The 21,164-nt window shown below is 35.0% G+C and carries 21 protein-coding genes; 13 read left to right on the top strand and 8 right to left on the bottom strand.

Going from position 1 to position 21,164, the window contains the following annotated elements; all coding sequences use genetic code 11:
- The coding region (locus tag RM706_RS16360) for a phage tail-like protein (RefSeq protein WP_311353350.1) at positions 1–2,044 on the bottom strand (2,044 nt) is incomplete at its 3' end.
- A 239-nt stretch (positions 2,045–2,283) separates the two neighbouring features.
- Here RM706_RS16360 and RM706_RS16355 point away from each other — a divergent pair.
- The 7 genes from RM706_RS16355 (at position 2,284) to RM706_RS16325 (ending at position 8,550) form a co-directional block, all read left to right on the top strand.
- Positions 2,284–3,027, top strand: a complete 744-nt coding sequence (locus RM706_RS16355; RefSeq protein WP_311353349.1) for a hypothetical protein — start codon at positions 2,284–2,286, stop codon at positions 3,025–3,027.
- Positions 3,017–3,811 (top strand): carboxypeptidase-like regulatory domain-containing protein, encoded by a 795-nt coding sequence (locus RM706_RS16350; protein WP_311353348.1) that lies wholly within the window; start codon positions 3,017–3,019, stop codon positions 3,809–3,811. The genes RM706_RS16355 and RM706_RS16350 overlap by 11 nt, the downstream gene beginning before the upstream one ends.
- A 16-nt stretch (positions 3,812–3,827) precedes the next feature.
- On the top strand, positions 3,828–4,640 hold the full coding sequence (locus tag RM706_RS16345; RefSeq protein WP_311353347.1) for a carboxypeptidase-like regulatory domain-containing protein: 813 nt from the start codon (positions 3,828–3,830) through the stop codon (positions 4,638–4,640).
- A gap of 88 nt (positions 4,641–4,728) precedes the next feature.
- Entirely contained in the window at positions 4,729–5,232 is a 504-nt protein-coding gene (locus RM706_RS16340) for a DUF6702 family protein (protein ID WP_311353346.1), read from the top strand.
- Positions 5,233–5,292: 60 nt separating this feature from the next.
- Positions 5,293–7,611 carry a M1 family metallopeptidase gene (locus tag RM706_RS16335; protein ID WP_311353345.1) on the top strand — a complete coding sequence of 773 codons (2,319 nt, stop codon included), beginning with the start codon at positions 5,293–5,295 and terminating at the stop codon, positions 7,609–7,611.
- A gap of 88 nt (positions 7,612–7,699) precedes the next feature.
- Positions 7,700–7,978, top strand: a complete 279-nt coding sequence (locus RM706_RS16330; RefSeq protein WP_311353344.1) for a Sec-independent protein translocase subunit TatA/TatB — start codon at positions 7,700–7,702, stop codon at positions 7,976–7,978.
- A gap of 2 nt (positions 7,979–7,980) precedes the next feature.
- Positions 7,981–8,550 (top strand): phosphatase PAP2 family protein, encoded by a 570-nt coding sequence (locus RM706_RS16325; protein ID WP_311353343.1) that lies wholly within the window; start codon positions 7,981–7,983, stop codon positions 8,548–8,550.
- 9 nt (positions 8,551–8,559) lie between these two features.
- Here RM706_RS16325 and RM706_RS16320 read toward each other — a convergent pair whose 3' ends face one another.
- Complete coding sequence (locus RM706_RS16320; protein WP_311353342.1) at positions 8,560–9,201, bottom strand: O-methyltransferase; 642 nt, start codon at positions 9,199–9,201, stop codon at positions 8,560–8,562.
- A 46-nt stretch (positions 9,202–9,247) separates the two neighbouring features.
- Between RM706_RS16320 and RM706_RS16315 the strand changes: the two genes are divergently transcribed.
- Positions 9,248–9,706, top strand: coding sequence for a GNAT family N-acetyltransferase (locus RM706_RS16315; protein ID WP_311353341.1), 459 nt, complete (start codon positions 9,248–9,250; stop codon positions 9,704–9,706).
- A gap of 33 nt (positions 9,707–9,739) precedes the next feature.
- Positions 9,740–11,008, top strand: a complete 1,269-nt coding sequence (kynU, locus tag RM706_RS16310; RefSeq protein WP_311353340.1) for a kynureninase — start codon at positions 9,740–9,742, stop codon at positions 11,006–11,008.
- Here kynU and RM706_RS16305 read toward each other — a convergent pair.
- Positions 11,000–11,857, bottom strand: coding sequence for an AraC family transcriptional regulator (locus tag RM706_RS16305; protein WP_311353339.1), 858 nt, complete (start codon positions 11,855–11,857; stop codon positions 11,000–11,002). The genes kynU and RM706_RS16305 overlap by 9 nt on opposite strands.
- Before the next feature lie 390 nt (positions 11,858–12,247).
- Between RM706_RS16305 and RM706_RS16300 the strand changes: the two genes are divergently transcribed.
- Positions 12,248–13,399: an MFS transporter gene (locus RM706_RS16300; protein ID WP_311353338.1), complete on the top strand. Its 1,152-nt coding sequence runs from the start codon at positions 12,248–12,250 to the stop codon at positions 13,397–13,399.
- Here the strand turns inward: RM706_RS16300 and RM706_RS16295 are convergent.
- On the bottom strand, positions 13,392–14,561 hold the full coding sequence (locus tag RM706_RS16295) for a peptidase associated/transthyretin-like domain-containing protein (protein WP_311353337.1): 1,170 nt from the start codon (positions 14,559–14,561) through the stop codon (positions 13,392–13,394). The genes RM706_RS16300 and RM706_RS16295 overlap by 8 nt on opposite strands.
- A 2-nt stretch (positions 14,562–14,563) precedes the next feature.
- Positions 14,564–15,247 (bottom strand): hypothetical protein, encoded by a 684-nt coding sequence (locus tag RM706_RS16290; RefSeq protein ID WP_311353336.1) that lies wholly within the window; start codon positions 15,245–15,247, stop codon positions 14,564–14,566.
- A gap of 66 nt (positions 15,248–15,313) precedes the next feature.
- Between RM706_RS16290 and RM706_RS16285 the strand changes: the two genes are divergently transcribed.
- From RM706_RS16285 to RM706_RS16275, 3 genes are read left to right on the top strand one after another with little or no spacing between them, the layout of a single operon-like run.
- Complete coding sequence (locus tag RM706_RS16285; RefSeq protein ID WP_311353335.1) at positions 15,314–15,940, top strand: RNA polymerase sigma factor; 627 nt, start codon at positions 15,314–15,316, stop codon at positions 15,938–15,940.
- Positions 15,941–16,129 carry a hypothetical protein gene (locus tag RM706_RS16280; RefSeq protein WP_311353334.1) on the top strand — a complete coding sequence of 63 codons (189 nt, stop codon included), beginning with the start codon at positions 15,941–15,943 and terminating at the stop codon, positions 16,127–16,129.
- Between the two features lie 21 nt (positions 16,130–16,150).
- The gene (locus RM706_RS16275; protein ID WP_311353333.1) at positions 16,151–16,966 is read left to right on the top strand and encodes a mechanosensitive ion channel family protein; all 816 of its coding nucleotides are present in this window, start codon (positions 16,151–16,153) and stop codon (positions 16,964–16,966) included.
- A 44-nt stretch (positions 16,967–17,010) separates the two neighbouring features.
- Here RM706_RS16275 and RM706_RS16270 read toward each other — a convergent pair whose 3' ends face one another.
- From RM706_RS16270 to RM706_RS16260, 3 genes are all read right to left on the bottom strand, one after another.
- Entirely contained in the window at positions 17,011–18,984 is a 1,974-nt protein-coding gene (locus RM706_RS16270; protein ID WP_311353332.1) for an OmpA family protein, read from the bottom strand.
- A 10-nt stretch (positions 18,985–18,994) separates the two neighbouring features.
- Positions 18,995–19,906 (bottom strand): PorP/SprF family type IX secretion system membrane protein, encoded by a 912-nt coding sequence (locus RM706_RS16265; protein WP_311353331.1) that lies wholly within the window; start codon positions 19,904–19,906, stop codon positions 18,995–18,997.
- A gap of 219 nt (positions 19,907–20,125) precedes the next feature.
- Positions 20,126–21,164 (bottom strand): T9SS type B sorting domain-containing protein (locus RM706_RS16260; protein ID WP_311353330.1); only part of this gene is annotated, 1,039 nt, incomplete at its 5' end.

Here is a 21,164-nt window from a genome sequence, read left to right as displayed (position 1 = left end):
TATCGACATCATCGGCAAAGTCTGCAGGCACCCCGGTAAGGTTCGCCCAGTCTGTAGTATAGAGTGCCAACTCAGCTTCAGTAACAAAAGTTGGGTCTAAATCAATAGGCCAATTGATACCATCTTCTGTGATAGTCAATGTTGTAGCCCCTAAAGCAAAATTGGTGATTAATTCGTCAGTAGGAACTCCACCACCGGCTGCAACAATATTATCGTCAACATATTTTTTTGTTGCTGCATCTTGGTCATCGTCTGGATCTAAAAGATTTTCTATTTGCGAACCACCAGCATTATTTCCCTGCCCAAGCACATTTGCTAAATTTTGATTGTCCGAACCAGCTGGGAGGGCGGTAATTTCATCATCCACATATTGTTTAGTGGCTGCGTCGCTGTTTGCTACTGGAGCCGGTAAATTGGTTATGGTAAATAAATTAGCATTGTTTCCCCGGCTAAGTACATTCGCCAAATCTTGATTGTCCGAACCAACTGGCAAAGCGGTAATTTCATCATCAACATATTTTTTGGTGGCAGCATCTTGATCTTCATCTGGATCTAAGAGGTTTTCAATTTGTAGTCCCCCAGCATTATTTCCCTGCCCAAGCACATTAGCCAAATTTTGATTGTCCGAACCAGCAGGCAAGGCTGTAATCTCATCATCTACATATTGCTTTGTGGCAGCGTCGCTGTTCGCTATTGGAGCCGGTAAATTTGTTATGGTAATTGAATTGGCGTTATTTCCCTGCCCAAGCACATTAGCCAAATTTTGATTGTCCGAACCTGCTGGCAAAGCTGCAATTTCGTTATCTACATATCTCTTTGTTGCGGCATCTTGGTCATCGTCTGGGTCTTGTAGGTTTTCGATTTGCAATCCTTCAGCATTGTTTCCTTGGGTCAATACGTTTGTTAAATCTTGCTCATCCGTATTTCCTCCCCCTGCATTTAGGTTATCAATGCCAACTTGTAATTCTTCCAATGCCAATTGCACATTACCGCCTGTTATTCCCGTAATTGGGTCTATATTCACTTCGTCCCCATCTTGTATTTCATTTGTATCATCTGCGTCACCATCTTCCACATTTAAAACTATGGTGTTACCATTATCGATGGAAATATTTCCAGGGTTTCCATTGGTTGATAATTCTTGTTCGTCTGTATTTCCTGCACCAGCATTTAAATCGTCAATATCAACTTGCAATTCTTCTAAAGCCGTTTGAACATTATTACTCCCAAGATTTCCATTTGGCGTCACCTCAACTTCCGATGCGTTTTGTATTTCATTTTGGTCACTTAAATCACCATCATCTGCAATATGTGTTTGCAAGCTGCTATCGTCATAAAAAGCACCAAAATTATTGACGATAGCATTGTCTGGTTCTGCACTTATGGTTAAAAAACCGGCATCGTTGTCAAAATCAGAAAGGGTTACCGCATCAGGGCCAAAAAAGTCAATATCCATATCGGTTACTGCATTATCTTGTAATTCTGAAGTACCGATTGCATCTTGTGCAATTTTATCTTGTGTGATAGATTCGGGTGCAAAATCAACTCCTTGAATGGTACTGTCTGCTATATTTTCGCCAGTAATCTGGTCTACTTCAAAATTAAAAGTATTGCCAGTTTGCGTGATGATAATGGTTTCCCTAAAATTGACAATTGGTTCTGCGGTAAAGCTTTGTTCACCGACACCTTCTAATGGTACACTTACAGAATTACCATCACTATCGGTTAACACAAGTTCTTCACCAACTAACTCAAAACTTACGTTGGTGGTGTTTTCTTCTGTACAAACATTTACCCATTGCGAGCCATTATAATAAAAGACGCATTGCTCATCAGTATTATAAACCAAGGCCCCACGTAAAGGTGTAATACTGTTCATTTCAGATGCACTAAGTCTAGTAATTACCAATACTCGCGAAGCACTCTCTAACTCTAATACCGACGAAGCATCAATATTTTGTGGATTATCGCCGATTTTAACTTGAGAAAAACCCTGTGTTACCGCTAATAAACAAACGGTTAGAAAGCAGATTAATGTTCTCATAATAATATTGTTTAGGGTCAATTTTACATGACCAACAAAAATAATCTTCTTGAAAGATTAAACTAATTTTAAACGTCAAAATACAGGTCAACTAGTTAAACGGAATGTAATTTCCAAAAAATGAAAAACTCTAATATATTAACTTGAATGACCAACAATTAACAAAAGTTTAGAGCGGCATTTTTTTTTATGACGATTTGTATAATTTTCTTTATAAAATTGACAGTTAAAACCACCACATGAAAATCTCACCACTTTTTATCGCTTTCTTTTGTTTTATGAACATTGTTTTAGCACAAGATGATGGTCGTGAAATACTTAGAGGTCAAGTCTTGTATCGTGGTAGTAATGTTGCCAATGAAAATGTTATCAACTCCACTTCTGAGATGGCGACTATAACCAATGATAGTGGGCAATTTATGATACTTGTAAAACCTGGAGACCAACTTGTTTTTACCGCTGTTAATTATCAATTAGAGATTGTCACAATCACCGATGAAATCATTGCCAATAAGCGACTTGTAGTGGAGGTAACTGAAAAAGTAACTGAATTGGATGAAGTTGTGGTGACACCAGAAAATCAAGAAAAGTTTTTAGAATTAAAAAACGAAAAATTCAAAGAGGTCGAATACGAGATTGACAGGGCTACGGAAGTGAGAAATGTAGCTTATTTATCTCAGAATGATAGACGTGAAGGTGATATTGATTTTGTAAATATTTTTAAGGCAATTTTTAAGTCAAGGGACCAGACTGATGAAGATCGGGCGCCTTTAAAAGTAAGCGAGGTGCTTCGTCAAGTTTATGACGATGAGTTTTTTGTGGCTGATTTAAAACTTCCGCAAGACAAAATTGACGCCTTTTTGTTGTATTGCGATGATAAAATGGGGGCGAAATCATTGCTCAAAAAAGAGAATGAATTTCAGCTCATTGATTTTTTAGTGACCCATAGCAAAACATATTTGGCAGAACTTAATGAAGAATAATCTCTTTTTTTTGTTTTTATGCCTTTGTTTTGCTGCTTCAGCTCAAACATTCTCCAATAAATCCCTAAAGGGAAGAGTAATTGCCGAAGGTAAGGATGTTACTGGGGTCGCCATTCAAAATATCACCGCAAAAAGGGCAACGATAACTGACCTTAATGGTAATTTTTCTATTAAGGTCAAATTGAACGATACCTTGGTTTTTTCTGCAGTTCAGTTTAAACAAAAGGTATTGCCCATTAGTAAAGCTTTGATAGATTCTCCTTTTATCACAGTTCCTTTAGAAGAGTTTGTTAATGAATTGCGCGAGGTGGTCGTTAACCCCTATAATCTTTCAGGTCTTTTAGATTCCGATTTGAGTGGTTTAGAGCTAGAAAAAGATGTAAGTGCAGAGGCTTTGGGTTTACCTAATGCGCATCAAAAAATACCTACACAAAGCCAACGAAAATTACAACAGGCCACTTTTGGAAAATTTAATGTTGGTATGATATTAAGTCCGCCATTAGATCCTATAATAAATGCCATTACCGGCAGAACAAAAATGCTTAAAAATAGGGTTAAAGTTGATAAAACCTATGCACGAACACAACGGGTGCAAAACTTTTATGTGGACTCTATTTTTATGGTCGATTTAAAAATTCCGCAAGAGAAAATAGCAGATTTTATGTATTTCTGCGAAGTAGATACGGCATTTCAGGCTACAGTAGATACCCATGATAAACTCAAAATATGGGAGTTTTTGATTCAAAAAAGCAAAGCTTATCGCGACAATAATGAGCTGGATTAACTTAAAAAGTCGTTGTATGTTATCTACAGGCAACACTAAGAATGGCCTTTTTTTATTAATTAGCTTTTGCTGTTTTTCGCAATTATTTTCACAATCAAAACTTTTACGAGGTCAGGTTAACGCCAACGAAGCCGATGTCACAGGTGTAGTCATACAAAATAGGAATGCAAACCAAAGCACTATTACGGATGATAAGGGCAATTTTTCGGTTAAAGTTGCTCTAAATGATACCCTAATATTCTCAGCTGTACAATTCAAAAGGAAAGTTTTACCTGTAAATAGAGCAATCTTCGAGACCACTTTTCTTATTGTAAATCTTGAAGCTTTTGTAAATGAGTTACGAGAAGTTGTCGTTCAACCATATGACCTTTCCGGAAGTCTTGGTTCAGATATTACGAAGCTCAACTTAGAAAAAGACGTTAGTGCGGAAGCTTTGGGCTTACCCAATGCTGAAGTAAGGGTAATTTCGCAAAGTGAGAATAAATTGAATGATGCCGATCATAGTAAGTTTTTATACTTCTATGGAATTGGTTTTGCGGTCAATGTGAACAAAATATTAAATCGCTTAAGTGGCAGAACAAAAAAAATGAAAGAACGTGTGGCCCTAGATAAGTCATATGAGAGAGTAAAGCAAATAGAGAAAAGTTTTATTGATTCATTATTAGTGAACCATTTAAAAATTCCGAAAAAGAATTTCTATGATTTCATTTATTTCTGTGGACAGGATAAAGGTTTTAAAACCATTACAACAACTAATGATGAGCTAAAGCTTTGGCAGTTCTTGATTGATAAAAGCAAAGGCTATCGCAAGAATAAAGGATTGGATTAGGTTTGTTGGGAGTTAGGAGTTTTGAACTTGTACTTGAATTTGAACATTGGCATATCATTTGCTTAGTTTTGTATGAAACATATTGAACATGAAAAAGAAGTTTTTTTTCTTATTGATAATAGTATTACCACTTTTAAGCTTTACAGCGCACAAGTTTTATGTAAGTGTAACCAATATCAATTACTCTGAAAAGGATGATGCCCTGCAAATAACAACAAGAATTTTTATTGATGATTTTGAAGCTGTTCTTTTAGAGCGCTATGGTATTAGTGCCCTATTGGCCACAGATGAAGAAGCTGCAATAGCTCAAGATTATATGATAAAATATCTAAAATCGAAGTTTTTGGTTCTATTAAACGACAAACAAGTTGTCTTTAATTACATCGGAAAAAAGTATGATAATGATGTAGTTATTTGTTATCTAGAAGTTGCTAATATTGGATTTGATGAGCTGAAATCTATTGAAATACAGAATGAAATTCTAACGGATATGTATGAAGAACAAAAGAATCTGGTACATATAAAATATAAAGGAAAAAAGAAGAGTTTTGTTCTAATCAAAGAGAATAATAAAGGAATGTTAAACTTGTGACATTTCTTTAACATTTAGTTAAAAAAGAATTATTTTCCCAAACTATAAAATCAATTAAAAATGAATAAAATCAAGTATTATTTTACTTCGGTTTTTTTCTTGTTTGCAGCAATAACTTTTGCACAAGAGACTGAAGAAGAGAAAGAACGTGATCCAGGTCATGTAAATCAGAGTAGGTTTAAGCAAATGTATGAGGAGTTTTCAACGCCAAATACGTACCGTTCTGCTTCTGGCGCACCTGGTCCTGATTATTACCAGCAGCAAGCTGATTATAAGATGGATATCACTTTAGATGACAAAAATGCCAAGATTTATGGAGAAGAAACCATCACATATACTAATAACTCACCTGATAATTTAGAATTTCTTTGGGTACAGCTCGATCAAAATGTAAGAGCCAAAGATTCTAAGTCACCTTTAAGAAATGGCGGGGGTGTTAATATCGCTTATACAGCTGGTAATTTTGCCCAAACATATGTAACTGAACCATTTGATGGTGGTTTTAATATTGAATGGGTGAAAGATGGCAATGGTAATGCGCTATCGCATACGATTAATCAGACTATGATGCGTATAAATATTCCTCAAGCATTGAAGAGTGGGGAATCAACTTCTTTTTCCATTAAGTGGTGGTATAATATTCCTGATCATACTGTGAATCGTGCTCGTTCAGGATTTGAGTTTTTTCCAAAAGACGGAAACAGAGCTTATGTGATTGCCCAATTTTTCCCAAGGATGGCGGTTTATTCTGATGTAGAAGGATGGCAAAATCATCAGTTTTGGGGTAGTGGTGAATTTGCATTGCCATTTGGAAATTACGATGTTAGTATTACAGTACCGGCGGATCATATTTTGGATGCGACCGGGGTACTTCAAAATAGAAAAGAGGTGTTTACAAAAGACATGATGAAGCGCTATGAGCAGGCCAAAAAGTCTTACGATAAACCAGTTGTCATTGTAACACAGGCAGAGGCCGAAGCTAAAGAAGGTGCTTTTTCTGAGAAGACAAATACTTGGAAGTTTAAAACTGAACCTGGTAGAATGGTTCGTGATTTTGGTTTTGCTACTTCAAGAAAGTTTATTTGGGATATGCAATCTGTTAAACTTGGTAGTAGAGATGTGATGGCCGTTTCTATGTATCCTAAGGAGGGAAATCCGCTATGGGAAGAGCAGTCTACGAAAGCTGTTGTCCAGACAATCGAAACGTATTCTAAGTTTACTTTTGATTATCCATACCACAAAGCAATTTCAGTTCACGCCAAAAATCAAGGAATGGAATATCCGATGATTTGTTGGAACTATGGTCGCCCCAATGAAGATGGCACCTATTCAGATAGAACTAAATACGGAATGATAAGTGTGATTATTCATGAAGTCGGTCATAACTTTTTTCCTATGATTGTAAATTCTGATGAGCGCCAATGGGGTTGGATGGATGAAGGTCTAGACACTTTTATGCAATATTTGACTGAGCAAGAGTTTGGTGAAAAATATCCTGAAGTAGTTGCACCTAATGACAAATATCCATCAAGACGAGGGGATGCCGCTAAAATTGTTCCTTATATGGGTGGTGATCAAAGTAGAATTTCTCCAATCATGTCGAACCCTGAAAATGTCTATCAATTAGGCCCTAATGCATATGGTAAACCAGCTACGGCTTTGAACATTTTAAGAGAAACCGTTATGGGCAAAGAACTATTTGACCATGCATTTAAAACTTATGCACAGCGTTGGATGTTCAAACACCCAACACCAGAAGATTTCTTTAGAACTATGGAAGATGCTTCTGCCGTTGATTTAGATTGGTATTGGAGAGGTTGGTTCTACACGACTGATTACGTTGATATTGGCGTCAAAGATGTGAAAAAATATTATGTTACTAATAAAGTAACTAAAGCAATGCAAGAATATATGGATGCTCGCAATTTGACCGAAGCAGACCTACCCCCATTAGTTTATTTGGCAGAAGAAAGTAGTGAAGATTTCAATGAAGATTTAAAAGATAAATCCCCATCTGAAACTTCTCAAAATTTGAAGGAGTTTATGATGGATAATATGACCGCTGAGGAAAGAGCACAGGTAAAAGAGCCAAAATTCTTTTACGAGGTTACTTTCGACAAACCAGGTGGGATTCCAATGCCATTGATAGTCGAATATGCCTATGCAGATGGCACTACTGAAAGTGTTACTTACCCCCCAGAGATTTGGAGGAAAAATGATGCTGAAGTTAAGCGTGTAATCTCTTCAGATAAAGAATTGGTAGGTATTGTTGTAGATCCAAAATTAGAAACAGCTGATATTGATACGACGAACAATGCTTGGCCAATTAAGGATGAGAAATCTGATTTTGATCAAATGAAAGAAAAGGTCAAAGGATAGTTATGGTCATTTTCACATAGTTTATTAAGCCCTGCAATTTTGCGGGGCTTAATTTATTTTAGACGTAACTTCTCTTTATATTTGTTCTATGCATTTTTTATTCATTAGCGGAGGTGAAATATTCTTTATCATGTTCATAGTGGTGATGGTTTTCGGTGCTGATAAAATTCCAGGAATCGCTAAAGGTCTTGGTAAAGGCATGCGCCAACTTCGTGACGCCACTGATGATATTAAAAGAGAAATTCAAAAGAGTGCTGATAAGCAGGGTATTGATACCGACTTTACAAAAGACATTAAAAAAGAATTGGATGAAGTAAAGAAAAATGTAGATGATGTTACTGGGGCGATAAAGCGAAGCACCAAGTAATTATGCTTGAAAAGTTGCTAAAATGGGATAGAGATACTTTTATCTATTTAAATGGCCTTGGCAATGAAAACTATGACGCTTTCTGGGTTACTGTTACTAATATGGCTACTTGGATTCCTCTTTTCCTTCTATTTATCGCATTATTTGTATTAAAATTCCCTAAACAAGAAGCTTTTAAAAAAGTAATGACCGTTTTTGCTTTGGCTTTGTTTATTACAGTAATCACTTATTTAACTAAAGAAGTAATAGCAAGGCTACGACCAAGCAATGATTTAGAAATCAATACGTTAATTAGAATTTTAAAAAAACCTACTGATTATAGTTTTTTTTCTGGACACGCTGCTAGCTCATTTTCAATTACCGTTTTGGTCTTTCTTTTTCTAAAAGCAAATTTTAAATGGGCGGCTTTATTTTTTCTTTGGCCAATTTTGTTCTGTACGAGCCGCATATATGTTGGGGTTCATTATCCAATCGATATTATAGTTGGAACGATAGTGGGAATCTTATCAGGTTTCTTATTTTTTAAATTATACAATCGATTTTTGAAAAAAACAATATTACCTAACACCTAACACCTAAACCTATATAACCCTACTCAGCGTAAGCCCATCTCTAATGGGTAAAATAACCGTTTCAACCCTTGGGTCATTTTTTAGTTTTTCATTATATTCAAGTAATGCCTCTGTGGCCTTATCTGGTTTTTTTAAGGGTCCAACTACCTTTCCTGACCATAAAACATTATCTGATAGAATAACACTGCCTGGATTAGTTTTGGTGAGAACAGCCTCATAATATGAGTTGTAACTTATTTTCTCTGCATCAATAAAGACTAAATCAAATACTTCATCCAATTTTGGAACAATCTCAATGGCATCTCCAACATACTGTACGATTTTGTCGCCAAAATTACTTTTGTCAAAGTAATTACGTTGTATTGAATGTAATTCTTCATTTATATCAATAGTGTGTAACCTTCCATTGGTTTGTAATCCTTCTGCAAGACAAAGTGCGGAATAGCCCGTGTATGTGCCAATTTCTAAGATATTTTTTGGTGCGATAATTTTAGAAAGTAAGCTTAAGACCCTTCCTTGATAATGCCCGGTAATCATTCGTGGTTGAATAACTTTCATATGGGTTTCCCGGGTCAGCTCTTGTAACAAAACTGGCTCGGATTCAGAATTGTCATCAATATATTTTTCAAGTTCAGGAGAGAGAAAATGCATATGTATTTTTTGATAAAAATAACTAAATATGGTTTATTTTAGGAGTATGGAAAACGTATTGATTCGCGATGCAGTTTTTAATGATTTACCAATTCTTTTGCGTTTTGAACAAGAATTAATAAAAGCTGAACGTCCTTTTGATCCTACTATCGCCGATGACCCTATTAGCTATTATAGCGTTGAAGATTATATAAGCAATGATAAGGTGAAATTAGTGGTGGCAGAAGCTGGTGGTAGAGTAGTAAGTTCAGGATATGCACTTCAAAAACAAGCACGTACTTATTTAGACCATAAGTATTATGGATATTTGGGTTTTATGTATACCATGACCGATTTCAGAGGAAAAGGAATAAATAAAAAAATAGTTGATGAGTTGGTAAAGTGGTGTCAAAACCTTGGTTTGAAAGAGGTGAGACTTACAGTATACGATGAAAACTTACCTGCAATAAAAGCCTATGAAAAAGCAGGTTTTAAAAAGCATCTTTGTGAAATGCGAATAGCTTAGTTTAGGAATGATAATTTTAAAGAAAAAGTGAATATGCAGTTTCTAAATACCTTAGCATTTGCTAGACAATTAGATTATAAAGATTCTTTAGCTAAATACCGAGATAAGTTTTTCTATCCTCAGACAAATGGAAAGGATGTTATTTATTTTACAGGAAATTCTCTTGGGTTACAGCCAAAGAACGCCCAAGAGTACGTCAATGAAGTAATGAAAGACTGGGCTGATTTAGCTGTTGAGGGGCACTTTTATGCTAATAAACCTTGGTGGGATTATCATGAACGTTTGGCCACTCCATTAGCTAAGGTTGTTGGCGCTAAAACTGAGGAAGTGTCCGTAATGAATACCTTAACGGTCAACCTACATTTATTGTTGGTTTCGTTTTATCGCCCTACAAAAAAAAGATTTAAGATTATATGTGAAGAGAAAGCGTTTCCATCTGATCAATATATGTTACAGAGTCAGGTTCGTTTTCATGGTTTAGATGAAGAAGAAGCCATAGTTGAAATAAAAAAAAGGCAAGGAGAGCATTTTTGGAGAACCGAAGACGTAATTTCTAAGATTGAAGAAATAGGAGATGAACTTGCTTTGGTATTAATAGGAGGGGTAAATTATTACAACGGACAAGTATTTGATATGGAGAGCGTTACCGCTTCAGGTAAGCGGGTAGGTGCATATGTAGGATGGGATTTGGCTCACGCCGCAGGCAATGTTGAACTAAAGCTCCACGATTGGGATGTAGATTTTGCAGCGTGGTGCAGTTATAAATATATGAATAGCGGTCCAGGGAATGCAAGTGGGTTTTTTGTACATGAGCGTTATTTGAATAAAAAAGACATTCCTCGTTTTGAAGGTTGGTGGGGCACTAAGAAAGAAACTCGCTTTTTAATGAAACGAGAGTTCGAACCTATGGAAAATGCAGATGCATGGCAACTCAGCAATGCACCAATTTTATCAGTTGCGCCATATTTAGCGTCGTTACAATTGTTTGAAGAGGTTGGAATGCATGCATTATTAGAAAAACAAAAACTGCTTACCTCTTATTTAGAGTTCATACTTGAAGAAATAGACAAACAAGTCGAAAGTTCTTTTGAAATAATTACTCCAAAAGAGCGTGGTTGCCAGCTTTCAGTATTCTTACATGGTGAAGGAAGATCGTTATTCGATTACCTGATGAAAAATGGGGTGATTACAGATTGGCGAGAACCAAATGTGATACGATTAGCGCCTACTCCTTTTTATTGTTCTTTTGAAGATATGTTCCGTTTTGGCGAGATTTTGAAAGCGGGAATTCTATCAAAGTAATTTGGCTTTCTTTACGTAATTTGAAGGAGTTGTTCCTTGATATTTGATAAACTGTTTTGAAAAGTACGATGGGCTGCTAAACCCCGAGAGAAACATTACTTCAGAAATTGTCATGTCACGTTCGTTCAGACTATCCACAGCTTTTCTAATTCTAAATTCGTTCAGAAAGTCGATAAACGTTCTATTTGTCATTTTTTTGAAGAATCGTGAAAACGAATTTGGTGTCAACCCTACTTTTATAGCAATATCTTTAATCTCAATTTTGTGATTGTAATTGTTATTGATGTATTCAAAAATATTTTTTAGACGGAAGGTTTCTTTTTCTCTAAATTCTTTCGGCAACCCAAAGTGGATTAATTTATGAAAGTCATTGGTTGTAGATAGGTAATTTAGAATCGAAAGTAAATTGATTAATTTTCCCTGGTTGCTAAGGTCACTAAAATGCTCAAAACTGTTACTTAAATAGCTTTTGACCGAGTCATGAAATATCAATACATGCTTTGAAGTCTGAATTAACTTTTTAATACACCCCAACTCTGGAAACAAGTTTAATTTTTCGTCAACAAATTCTTTTGAGAATTGAATAACAACCTCTTGACTATTTTCATATTGCTTGTTACCAAAGTCCGAATGTGGAATGTTGCCTGCTAAAAAAACAAGTACACCATTCTTATAATAATGGGTTTTATCCCCAATTCTCAATATTCCAGAACCGTTCTTAACATAGACTATTTCATATTCTGGGTGAATATGCCAGCCTGCACTCATACAACAAGATTCCGCATTGTAACTTTCCACTTTAAAGGAAATGTTCGAATAGGGTATTATAGATTCATATATTGGTTTCATAACGTTGCGTGTTTTTTTTTCCTATTCAAATAAAACAGTACTTCGTTTTATGTAGTGCGTGATAGGTATTCGCTAAGTTTTCTACTTTGGCTTGAACTTAGTACGCTTTTCATTTCATTTTCAGACAGTTTAAAATCAAAAATTTAATAATTCTCGTATATCCTTTTTGAGTATCCGGATTTTGGAATGATAGCAGCACCATACTGCACCAGCTAGCTTAAGGTAATCTGAACTGGGAATTTGTCTTGTTTTTCTATATCATGACAATGTAAAACTACCAAAAAATAGAAATTTAAAAGATAAAAAGGAATTAATTGTTATGTAATCGGAATATTTTGAATCATTGTAAAATACTAAATGTTATTTTCTTTGCAAGAAACTCAATTACCTATGAAGTCGCTTCGACTTATACTCTCAAATCCGCGTTATTTTGCTCCGGCTTTTGTTTTTTCTAGCCTAAACATTTGGTTTGGCACATGGGCTATTTATATTCCATCAGTCAAAGAACGTTTACAAATTGATAAAGCAGATTTAGGAATTGCAATTTTCTTTTTGTCTTTAGGCGTCTTTACTATTTTTCCAATGGCCTCGAAAATTATCAATAAACTCGGAGTCGGAAAAGCAACCTGGTATGGTGTTGTCTTGAATAGCGTAATGGCACTTTTTCCCTTGATTGCACCTAACTATTATATGCTTTGTCTTTCTCTATTTCTATTTGGTGCATCTAACGGACTTACTGATATTGCAATGAATACTTTGGTGACTGAAATTGAAAAAGAAGACAAACAGAATTTTATGTCTGCAGCGCATGGGTTTTTTAGCCTTGGTGGTGTATTGGTCGGATTAGGAAGTTTTTTGATTCCTGTAATAGGAAATCCTTTTTTTCATATGTTAATTACGGTATTACTTGTTCTTTTAATTAATATAATATTAAAAAGAAGGTATTATCAAATTAAAGCAGCTCCTGTTGAAAAAGAACCCTTTAGTTTAAAGTTATTTAAACCTTTGTTGGTATTAGGTATTATCGGTTTCGTAAGCATGGGTAGTGAGGGCGGAATCATAGATTGGAGTACCTTATACTTAAAAGAAATTACTTTAGCACCTGAGAATTTAATAGGTAGCGGTTTTCTTGCCTTTTCGGCTATGATGACCTTTGGACGCTTTTTAGGCGATAGCATCAGTCAGCGTCTAGGTTCTGTAAAGTTGGTGGCATTAGGAGCCTTTATAGCTATTGATGGCTATTTTTTAGTACTTTCTGGGCATACGGTTTTGGCCATTATTGGCTTTGCTTTAAACGGACTTGGTTTTTCGGTTATGGTACCCGAACTTTTCAGAATTGGGGGTAATGTGAAAGGGGTGGAATCATCTCAAGGAGTAGCGTTTATAGCTGGAACGGGATATTCAGGATTCCTGTTAGGGCCAGTGATATTAGGTTTTTTAGCAGAAGGTTTTACTTTAAAAAGTAGTTTTTGGGCATTGTTGACCAGTGCTGTTCTGGTACTTTTATTAACTATGGTTTTAAGTAAAAAGAAAATTACTTAAGATTTGATTTGATATCAAACTCTTTATTTTTATCTCCCATACTTTTGATAAAAACTAACATTTCATTAGTAAGTAAAAGTTGGTTTTGTGTGTTCCAAAAGTATTCGTTGTATGGAAAATCTAGTTTGAAGACATCTTTGTTTTCATTTACATTTTTCCTCACCTTAATAGATGCGAAATGCCCATAGGACTTTAAAACATCTTCAGACTCGAAGAAGGTTTGAAAAGTATCTGCATTATTTTTAACCTCTATTGTTGTTTTAAGTTTTCCGTTTTTTATAACATACTTACCCGAGCTAGAATCTTTTTTAAAAATGACTTTCTTTTCATATAAAGTCACTCTAAATTTGATGTCCTTCTTTTGAACAAAATCTGATTTTGGTTTTCTTATAAGATAAAACTCTAATATAGCATTGTCCTCCAGATCGATAATATAGTAACCTTCTATATTGTCTTTTATATTTTCTCCGATGTAATTAAACTCAATTCGGACTTTGTTTTTTTCATCAAAGTACTTTTCTTCTATTTCAAAATTCTCCCTTACTAAGCTAATTTGTACTGTCTCTGATAGAATTTGTTTTAGAGACCTAAATTTAAAATAAATGTTAGTGTCATTTTCAGTAACATCTTTTAAACCTATTTTTCTCATGTTTTGAACTTCAAAGACAAAATCCTTTTTTTTAAGCTCCATACCTTTTGCATACAAAAGAGTTTTTCTTTTAAGGTTTCCTTGAATGTCTTGTATTCTAGTAATCTTTCCATCATACCGCAATAAAGATCTGATAAAGAATTTTTCATTGAACTCTTCTATGGGGTAGTTTTCGGCAATTTGCTTTTTGACCATATCAAAAAGTGAATCTTCATTGGAAACAACAATCTCGGCTAATTCGAACGGTTTCGCCACAAGGTATATGGTATCTTGAGCCTTGTCAAAGGTTGTTTTAATTTCTTCATACCCCAGTTTATAAAACGAAATAGAATCGTTAGTTGACAGCAAGAAATACTTACCATTTTCATTGGTTATTGTATTGTCTTTGGAGTTGTAAACATCAACAAATTCGACTGGATTCTTATTATCGAAATCTAAAACAACACCCAGTTTTTGGTTTTGTGCATTTGTTATATGAAATGATAGTGCTAAAAGAAATACTATTTTTCTCAAGATTATTGGTCAGATTGGATTACTATATCGTCAAAAAAAAGATTGAAAATTTCTTCATCTTTTTTATGATCTGCAGCAATTATGATGCCATTATAATCTTTATGGTTTTCCCAAGTAGTAATCATTGAAGGTTCCATTTGATTTGCCTTTCTAAAAACCCATTCTTTAATTATATAATCATCATCAAAATAAAAGTCGTAAGCATCGCCAGGGGTGTATCCACCTTCATTACCATAAATAATGGTAAGTTTCTGTAAAGGTTTTTTACTGATTGGCGCCGTATCATTTTCGATTAAAGTATGTTCAAAATTAGCGGCATCCCAAATAAGATTAAAAGGAGCTAGCAACCAGTATCGATCGTTTACAAAGCCTGCATTGGTTTTAAATGCGGTACTATCCATTGATTGACGGTTATAAACCAAAGTATCCGTACCCGAGATTCTTGTAATGTCATTAGTTTTTGGTTTCCAAATCCATGACCGTTCAAAATGAGTTGAATCACGATCTACATTAAAGGTGAATTCAATGTGATTTACTTTTTCCCATTCTTCATAACCATGGGCATTGGCTATTTTTTCAAGAATTGTTGGTTCAACAATTTCCATTGCTGTAGGTTCTTTTTTATCCGTTTTACAGCTTACAACAACTATTGTCAAAAGAATAAGTAAGAGATTAACAAATTTCATGACTTTATTTTTCTCAAATATACCTTGTTTTAAAGTATATTGTTTGCCATTTCTAAAAAGAACTAAGTGACTTTTTTAAAGCGTCTGTTTCTTATTCTTATAAATCAAGACAAGAAATTATTGGGGGCAGACAATCCTTATAGTCAGTTAACTGACGAAGAATTGGTTACTAAGATAGTAGCCAAGAATGATACTATGTTGTTTGGCGTACTATACGATCGCTATTCTAGAATGGTGTATAATAAATGCTATGGGTTTTCTAAATCACAAGATGAAGCAGAAGATTTGACCCAAGATGTTTTTTTAATGCTGTTCATTAAGCTTGCATCATTTAAAGGAAAATCAAAATTTTCTACTTGGCTCTATTCGTTTACCTATAATTTTTGCGTGAATTATGTGAATAGGAATAAGCAAAGAAAAATGAGTGATAAATCCATACCAATGGATAATGCCGAGTACAAACTTTCAGAAGAGGTTCCTGATGAAAGTATTTACGAAATGAAAGCAAGTAGATTAGCAAAGTCTTTAGATATGGTTAGCCCAGAAGATAAATCTATTTTGTTATTAAAGTATCAAGATGGCACATCTATTAAAGAATTGTGCGATTTGTTGGAAATAGGTGAGAGTGCTGTAAAAATGCGCTTAAAAAGAGCTAAATCGAAACTATTGGAAATCTATAATAACTTGAAGTAGATGGAAAACGAATTTGATAATCCGTTCAAGCAATTGAACAGAAATTTAAGGGAAGTACCTCCTGAAATGAGGCAAAAAGTAATGAACGATATTGCTATAGCAAAGCTTATCTTAGATATGGCAGTACTTGTAACGGCGAATTACTCATCTATTTTTGCGGGAATGTTGAGAACTAACAAACAAAAATAACCAGTTAGAACTGTTAAGATTATGGAAAAATACAGACAAGAATTATTAGATAGTTTGAGCGATATGCTTTCAAATGTTGTCCAACTTTTGCCTCAACTAGTTATTGGCATTCTGGGTTTAATTGTTGCATGGGTGCTCCTTAAAATCATATTATTTGTTTTAAAGAGAGTACTAAAGGCGGCAAAAATAGATGCGCTGTCAGCTAAAGTAACTGAGGCAAAATTGTTGGGAGATAAAGAAGTTAAAATCAATCTACTTAAAATTACATTGACCACGGTAAAAATACTCTTGATTTTGTTTTTTACAATTGTCATTGCTGAAGTAATTGGTCTTAATGCAATATCAGAAGGAATTATTTCAATTTTGGGTTATTTGCCTACTCTAGTTAGTGCCTTATTAATATTCGCAGGTGGCTTTTATTTAGCGACTGTAGTAAAAAAAGCTGTTTTAGCACTTTTTAATTCTATGGGTATTAATGGCTCTAAGATTATTAGTAGTATACTGTTTTACATGATAACTTTTTTTGTTTCAATTACTGCCCTAAACCAGGCCGGTATTGATACTGATATCATTACGAGTAACTTCACTATGATTTTAGGAGCATTCTTATTTGCTATTGCCCTTGGCTTTGGCTTAGGTTCAAGAGAAGTTTTTGCTGATGTTTTAAAAATGTTTTATACTCGTAAAAATTATATGGTCGGAGATCAAATTAGTATCGGTGATTTAGAAGGAACGATTGAGGCAATTGACAATATAACCATGACCTTAAAGACTAAGAAGGGAAAAGTGATTATACCAATAGATGAAGTAGTTTCAAATAGAGTACTGATTAAATAACATAAAAAAAGCGCCATAATGGCGCTTTTTTTTGGTCAATTTAGTTATTTGCTTTGGGTAACAGCTCTAGCTTGTATTTGAACTACCGGGAATTCTGTTCTTCTGTTGAGTTCTAATTTTTCCGGAGAACAATCTTGTTTGCTTGTACACTCATTGATGGGCACTCTTTTGCCAAAACCCTTATAAGATAGAATATGGTTTCGAGATACACCATTGGCCAATAAATATTCATAGGCTGATTTTGCTCTTCGTTCTGATAATTGATCGTTATAGGCATGACTTCCAACAGGATCGGTATGCGCTTCTAATTTAATGATCATCTCAGGATATGTTTCTGTCATCAGTTTTACTACTTTGTCAAGTTCAATGGCCGCATCTGGTCGGATATTTGCCTTGTTAAAATCATAATATATCTTTTTGAGTCCGGCCAATACCTTTACATCTAAAACTGGTTCAAGTTCAATATCCTGTTTTATAAGTTTGGTAGCTCGACCTGTGGTTCTTGTACTAAAATAAACACTCTTATGGGGATGTGTTTTGCGTACGGCCTCTATTCTATAATTCACATTTCTACTAATTAACATTTGATACCCCCCATTTGCATCGGTAACAGTTTTTGACATTAACTCCCCCGTTGCTTGGTTGAACAACGATATTTGTACACTATCTAATGTTTTTAAATTGATGGCATCAGTAACAACACCTTGAACGCTAAGCGAAGGAATAAATCTAAATCTGTAAATATCGTCTCCACCTTTACCCCCTTTTCTGTTAGAGCTTACATAACCATCAATTCCATTTTCAAGGGCATAATATCCAAAATCATCCTTCTCACTATTAAGTGGTTTTCCTAAGTTGATTACATCTTTAATCTGTCCAGTGGAATCAGCAACAGTACCGAAAACATCTAATTGTCCAAACCCTAAGTGTCCATCTGAAGAGAAGAAAAGTTGTCCTTCATTGTTGACATACGGAAACATTTCATTACCAGCTGTATTTACTACAGGCCCGGCATTTACGGGCTCACCTATACCACCTCTTGGGTGAATTTTCGCATAATAAATATCCGTTCCTCCATAACCACCAGGACGGTCTGAAGAAAAATATAACAAAGTTCTATCTGTATTCACCGAAGGATGCCCAGTTGAATAATGGTCTGCATTAGTCTTAAGGTTGCGGGTCACCTTCCATTTACCGTCTATTTTTTCTCCTTTATAAATTTTAAGGTTGTTTTGGTTTTCAATTAGTTTATCTTCTTTTTTTATGGTATGAAACCCTTCTTTTTTCTGGAAATAATTGTTTCGAGTAAAATAAACTATAGTGTCATTTTTATAATCCGTTGAAAAAACTAGCGAACTTTCATGATATTTTGAATTTATTTCATCGCCAAATCTTTTGGGTTGTGCCATTGTATTACCTTCTGGAACATAGAAAATATCTAACCAGGGCTCATTGTTCCAGCCATATAATTCATCATTTTTTTGACTTTTTCTACTCGCACTGAAATATAGATTGCCTTCGTGTACAAAAGAGCCAAACTCGCTATATTCCGTGTTAAACGGAACAGGTTCTAAATCATAGCGTTCCCTACTGTTAAATACAACAGATGCAAGGTTGCCGTCTTTTAGAAATTCTTTGACACGCTTATCATTTTTATTGTATTTTTTATACTTTTTTAACCATTTTAAGGCTGCCTTTTCATCACCTGAGCTCTTTAATGCCATGGCGTACTTAAAATAATAATTTGTCGGAGTATCTGTACCTTCGATAAATCTTTTAAAATAAGGAATTGATTTTTCAAAATCACGCATTAAAAGATAGCATTCCGCAAGTCTTTGAAATGCATGGGTTTCGTTAAAACTATTTACAACCATTTGCTCATAGTGAGGTATAGCTTTGGCGTAAGCAAATTTGTTAAACAACTTATCAGCTTCTTTTTGCACGCTAGATTGGGCATTCAAGGTAGTGCACAATAGTATTGAAGCAAAAAATGATATGGTTATACGTTTTATGTTCATGGTGCTTTAATTAAAAGTATCTAGGTGATTTGTATAAGTCCGTTTTTTTGGTAAGCCTTGGCTCAAAAATGAGGATGATCTCGTGAGTTCCGCTAGTGTATGGTCTAAAGTCGCCTGTTGGAAGGTCATAAGCATATCCTATTCTAATATCCTTAGATACCTGATAGTCCATATAGGCACCAAAGTTTGAAGCATCATTAAAACGATAAGATGCTCCAGCCCAAAACTTTTCATAAAACAAAAACCCAGCGGTAGCATCATAAGTTGCAGGCGCACCATTGGTGAATTTTGTAATTACAGATGGTCTAAACTTGATGTCCAACGATAAATCCAATACTAAACCGCCAATGGCGTAGTAGCTGGTTCTTTCCAACGCTTCAAATTCTTCTCCTTCGTTAAGATCGGTATTTAAAATTCTTGGTGAAGAAATACCCGCATACCATCTGTTAGTACTTAAATAAACCCCTGCACCAAAGTTTGGCTTCCAACTATTAAAATTGGCATTAAAAAAAGGATCATTGACATCGGGGTTATCCAGATTGTAATTTGTGAATCCTGCCTTTAATCCAAAAGAAAGTTTAGCTTCAAAAGAAACTGGAATTGAATAGGAAAAATCCCCATAAACATAATTTGTGCTTTCAAAACCTAATTGATCAGTTATATAAGAAAGCCCTAAGCCAATTCTCTCATTGTTTAGAGGAGTATGAAATGAAAAAGTACTGGTCACGGGGTTACCATCAATACCAGCCCACTGATTTCTGTGCAGTGCAGTTAGGTTCATTGCTTCTCTGCTACCCGCATAAGCAGGGTTAACAGAAATTGTATTGAACATGTATTGGGTGAACTGTGGTAATTGTTGAGCTCCAAGTATAGAGGAGAACAATATGGTGAGCACTACCGCAGTGGTTCGTATAGCTTTCATAACTTAATAGGTTAAGTTTCTTTTTGTCTGTTGTATTAAAGTTTGGGGTTTTATTAATACATTAACAAAGGAACTAATACTTTTTAAATATCAGTAATTTAGACGTTTAACAACTTTTTTATTCGTTCTAATAATCGTATTTCGCTAAAGTGTTCTTCTTTTAAGATGAATGAATTATCCTACAAGATTGTACTCGTAGGATAATTAATTCTGTCATTTTTATTCGGTACCTACATAGATATAACCGTTAATTGGTTCTAATGGTTCTTCGCTACCATTGATGGTTAAGATATAGTAATAGGTTCCTGAAGGTACAAGACCAGAACTGCCAAATGAACTACTTGGTGCATAACCGCCCCAATCATTTTGATAGTCTTTTCCTTCATAGACCTTATCGCCCCAACGATTGAATATCATGATGTCGAAAGTCCATTCGCAATATTCAACACCTTTTATTTCAAAATAATCATTGATGTTGTCATTATTTGGAGTGACAGCATCAGAAACACTTATCTCGTCGCGATTACATGGAACGCAGTCAACATTTGTTGTTATATAGAAATCAACATAGTACTTACATGTTCCACCTATTGAAGAATACATGATCTTATATTCACCGACTTCTAGTCCGTAAGGAACGAAAGTACTGTTGTTCAAATACACATCATCTAGCTCGGTTTCAAACGTACCATTGATGTCGAAACCTTCTGGTAAATAATTGACAAGATCAATGGGGTCATCTTCTACACAAATATCAATAAAGACCTCTTCAAGTTGCGGTTGCATAACGAAAATTATCTGTTGGAAAGATTCTGTGTTTCCGCAAGAGTCTGTAACATCCCAAGTGCGGATTACCAAGTAATCATCGGTATCATCCGAGAATTCTGTTTCCTCATTGAATACTACATCATAGTCACCACAACCTCCCATAAAGGTGAGTTCAGGTACATTAGGAAGTTCCTCACCACAAATGATTGTTACTTCTTCTTCATAGCCGCTTGAACTAATATCGTTATCTAAAATGGTACCTACGCCTTCACCATCCAACATATTGATACCAGCAGGTTGAGGAACATCAAAGGAAAGATTAATGTTCAAGGTTTCGGCCATCTCACTTAGCTCATCATCAATAATGTTTACCGTAATGATTTGCGAGTCTCCATTGGCTGTATTTGCTGGGAACATTAAAACTCCGTTCATAATCGCCACCGTATAGTCATCAGGGTTGATAGCTGAGTTATCGGTTACATTGAAATTT

Origin of the sequence: Croceitalea rosinachiae, assembly GCF_031846445.1 — a bacterium.
Classification (GTDB): Bacteria; Bacteroidota; Bacteroidia; order Flavobacteriales; family Flavobacteriaceae; genus Croceitalea; species Croceitalea rosinachiae.
The sequence above is the reverse complement of the archived record's forward strand: the minus strand, read 5'-3'. Positions and strand labels throughout refer to the sequence as shown.

What these genes read in the sequence shown, in the direction of transcription:
- RM706_RS16355 (WP_311353349.1), top strand. Translation starts at nt 2,284, where the DNA reads ATGAAAATCTCACCACTTTTTATCGCTTTCTTTTGTTTTATGAACATT.
- RM706_RS16350 (WP_311353348.1), top strand. Translation starts at nt 3,017, where the DNA reads ATGAAGAATAATCTCTTTTTTTTGTTTTTATGCCTTTGTTTTGCTGCT.
- RM706_RS16345 (WP_311353347.1), top strand. Translation starts at nt 3,828, where the DNA reads ATGTTATCTACAGGCAACACTAAGAATGGCCTTTTTTTATTAATTAGC.
- RM706_RS16340 (WP_311353346.1), top strand. Translation starts at nt 4,729, where the DNA reads ATGAAAAAGAAGTTTTTTTTCTTATTGATAATAGTATTACCACTTTTA.
- RM706_RS16335 (WP_311353345.1), top strand. Translation starts at nt 5,293, where the DNA reads ATGAATAAAATCAAGTATTATTTTACTTCGGTTTTTTTCTTGTTTGCA.
- RM706_RS16330 (WP_311353344.1), top strand. Translation starts at nt 7,700, where the DNA reads ATGCATTTTTTATTCATTAGCGGAGGTGAAATATTCTTTATCATGTTC.
- RM706_RS16325 (WP_311353343.1), top strand. Translation starts at nt 7,981, where the DNA reads ATGCTTGAAAAGTTGCTAAAATGGGATAGAGATACTTTTATCTATTTA.
- RM706_RS16320 (WP_311353342.1), bottom strand. Translation starts at nt 9,201, where the DNA reads ATGCATTTTCTCTCTCCTGAACTTGAAAAATATATTGATGACAATTCT.
- RM706_RS16315 (WP_311353341.1), top strand. Translation starts at nt 9,248, where the DNA reads ATGGAAAACGTATTGATTCGCGATGCAGTTTTTAATGATTTACCAATT.
- kynU (WP_311353340.1), top strand. Translation starts at nt 9,740, where the DNA reads ATGCAGTTTCTAAATACCTTAGCATTTGCTAGACAATTAGATTATAAA.
- RM706_RS16305 (WP_311353339.1), bottom strand. Translation starts at nt 11,857, where the DNA reads ATGAAACCAATATATGAATCTATAATACCCTATTCGAACATTTCCTTT.
- RM706_RS16300 (WP_311353338.1), top strand. Translation starts at nt 12,248, where the DNA reads ATGAAGTCGCTTCGACTTATACTCTCAAATCCGCGTTATTTTGCTCCG.
- RM706_RS16290 (WP_311353336.1), bottom strand. Translation starts at nt 15,247, where the DNA reads ATGAAATTTGTTAATCTCTTACTTATTCTTTTGACAATAGTTGTTGTA.
- RM706_RS16280 (WP_311353334.1), top strand. Translation starts at nt 15,941, where the DNA reads ATGGAAAACGAATTTGATAATCCGTTCAAGCAATTGAACAGAAATTTA.
- RM706_RS16275 (WP_311353333.1), top strand. Translation starts at nt 16,151, where the DNA reads ATGGAAAAATACAGACAAGAATTATTAGATAGTTTGAGCGATATGCTT.
- RM706_RS16270 (WP_311353332.1), bottom strand. Translation starts at nt 18,984, where the DNA reads ATGAACATAAAACGTATAACCATATCATTTTTTGCTTCAATACTATTG.
- RM706_RS16265 (WP_311353331.1), bottom strand. Translation starts at nt 19,906, where the DNA reads ATGAAAGCTATACGAACCACTGCGGTAGTGCTCACCATATTGTTCTCC.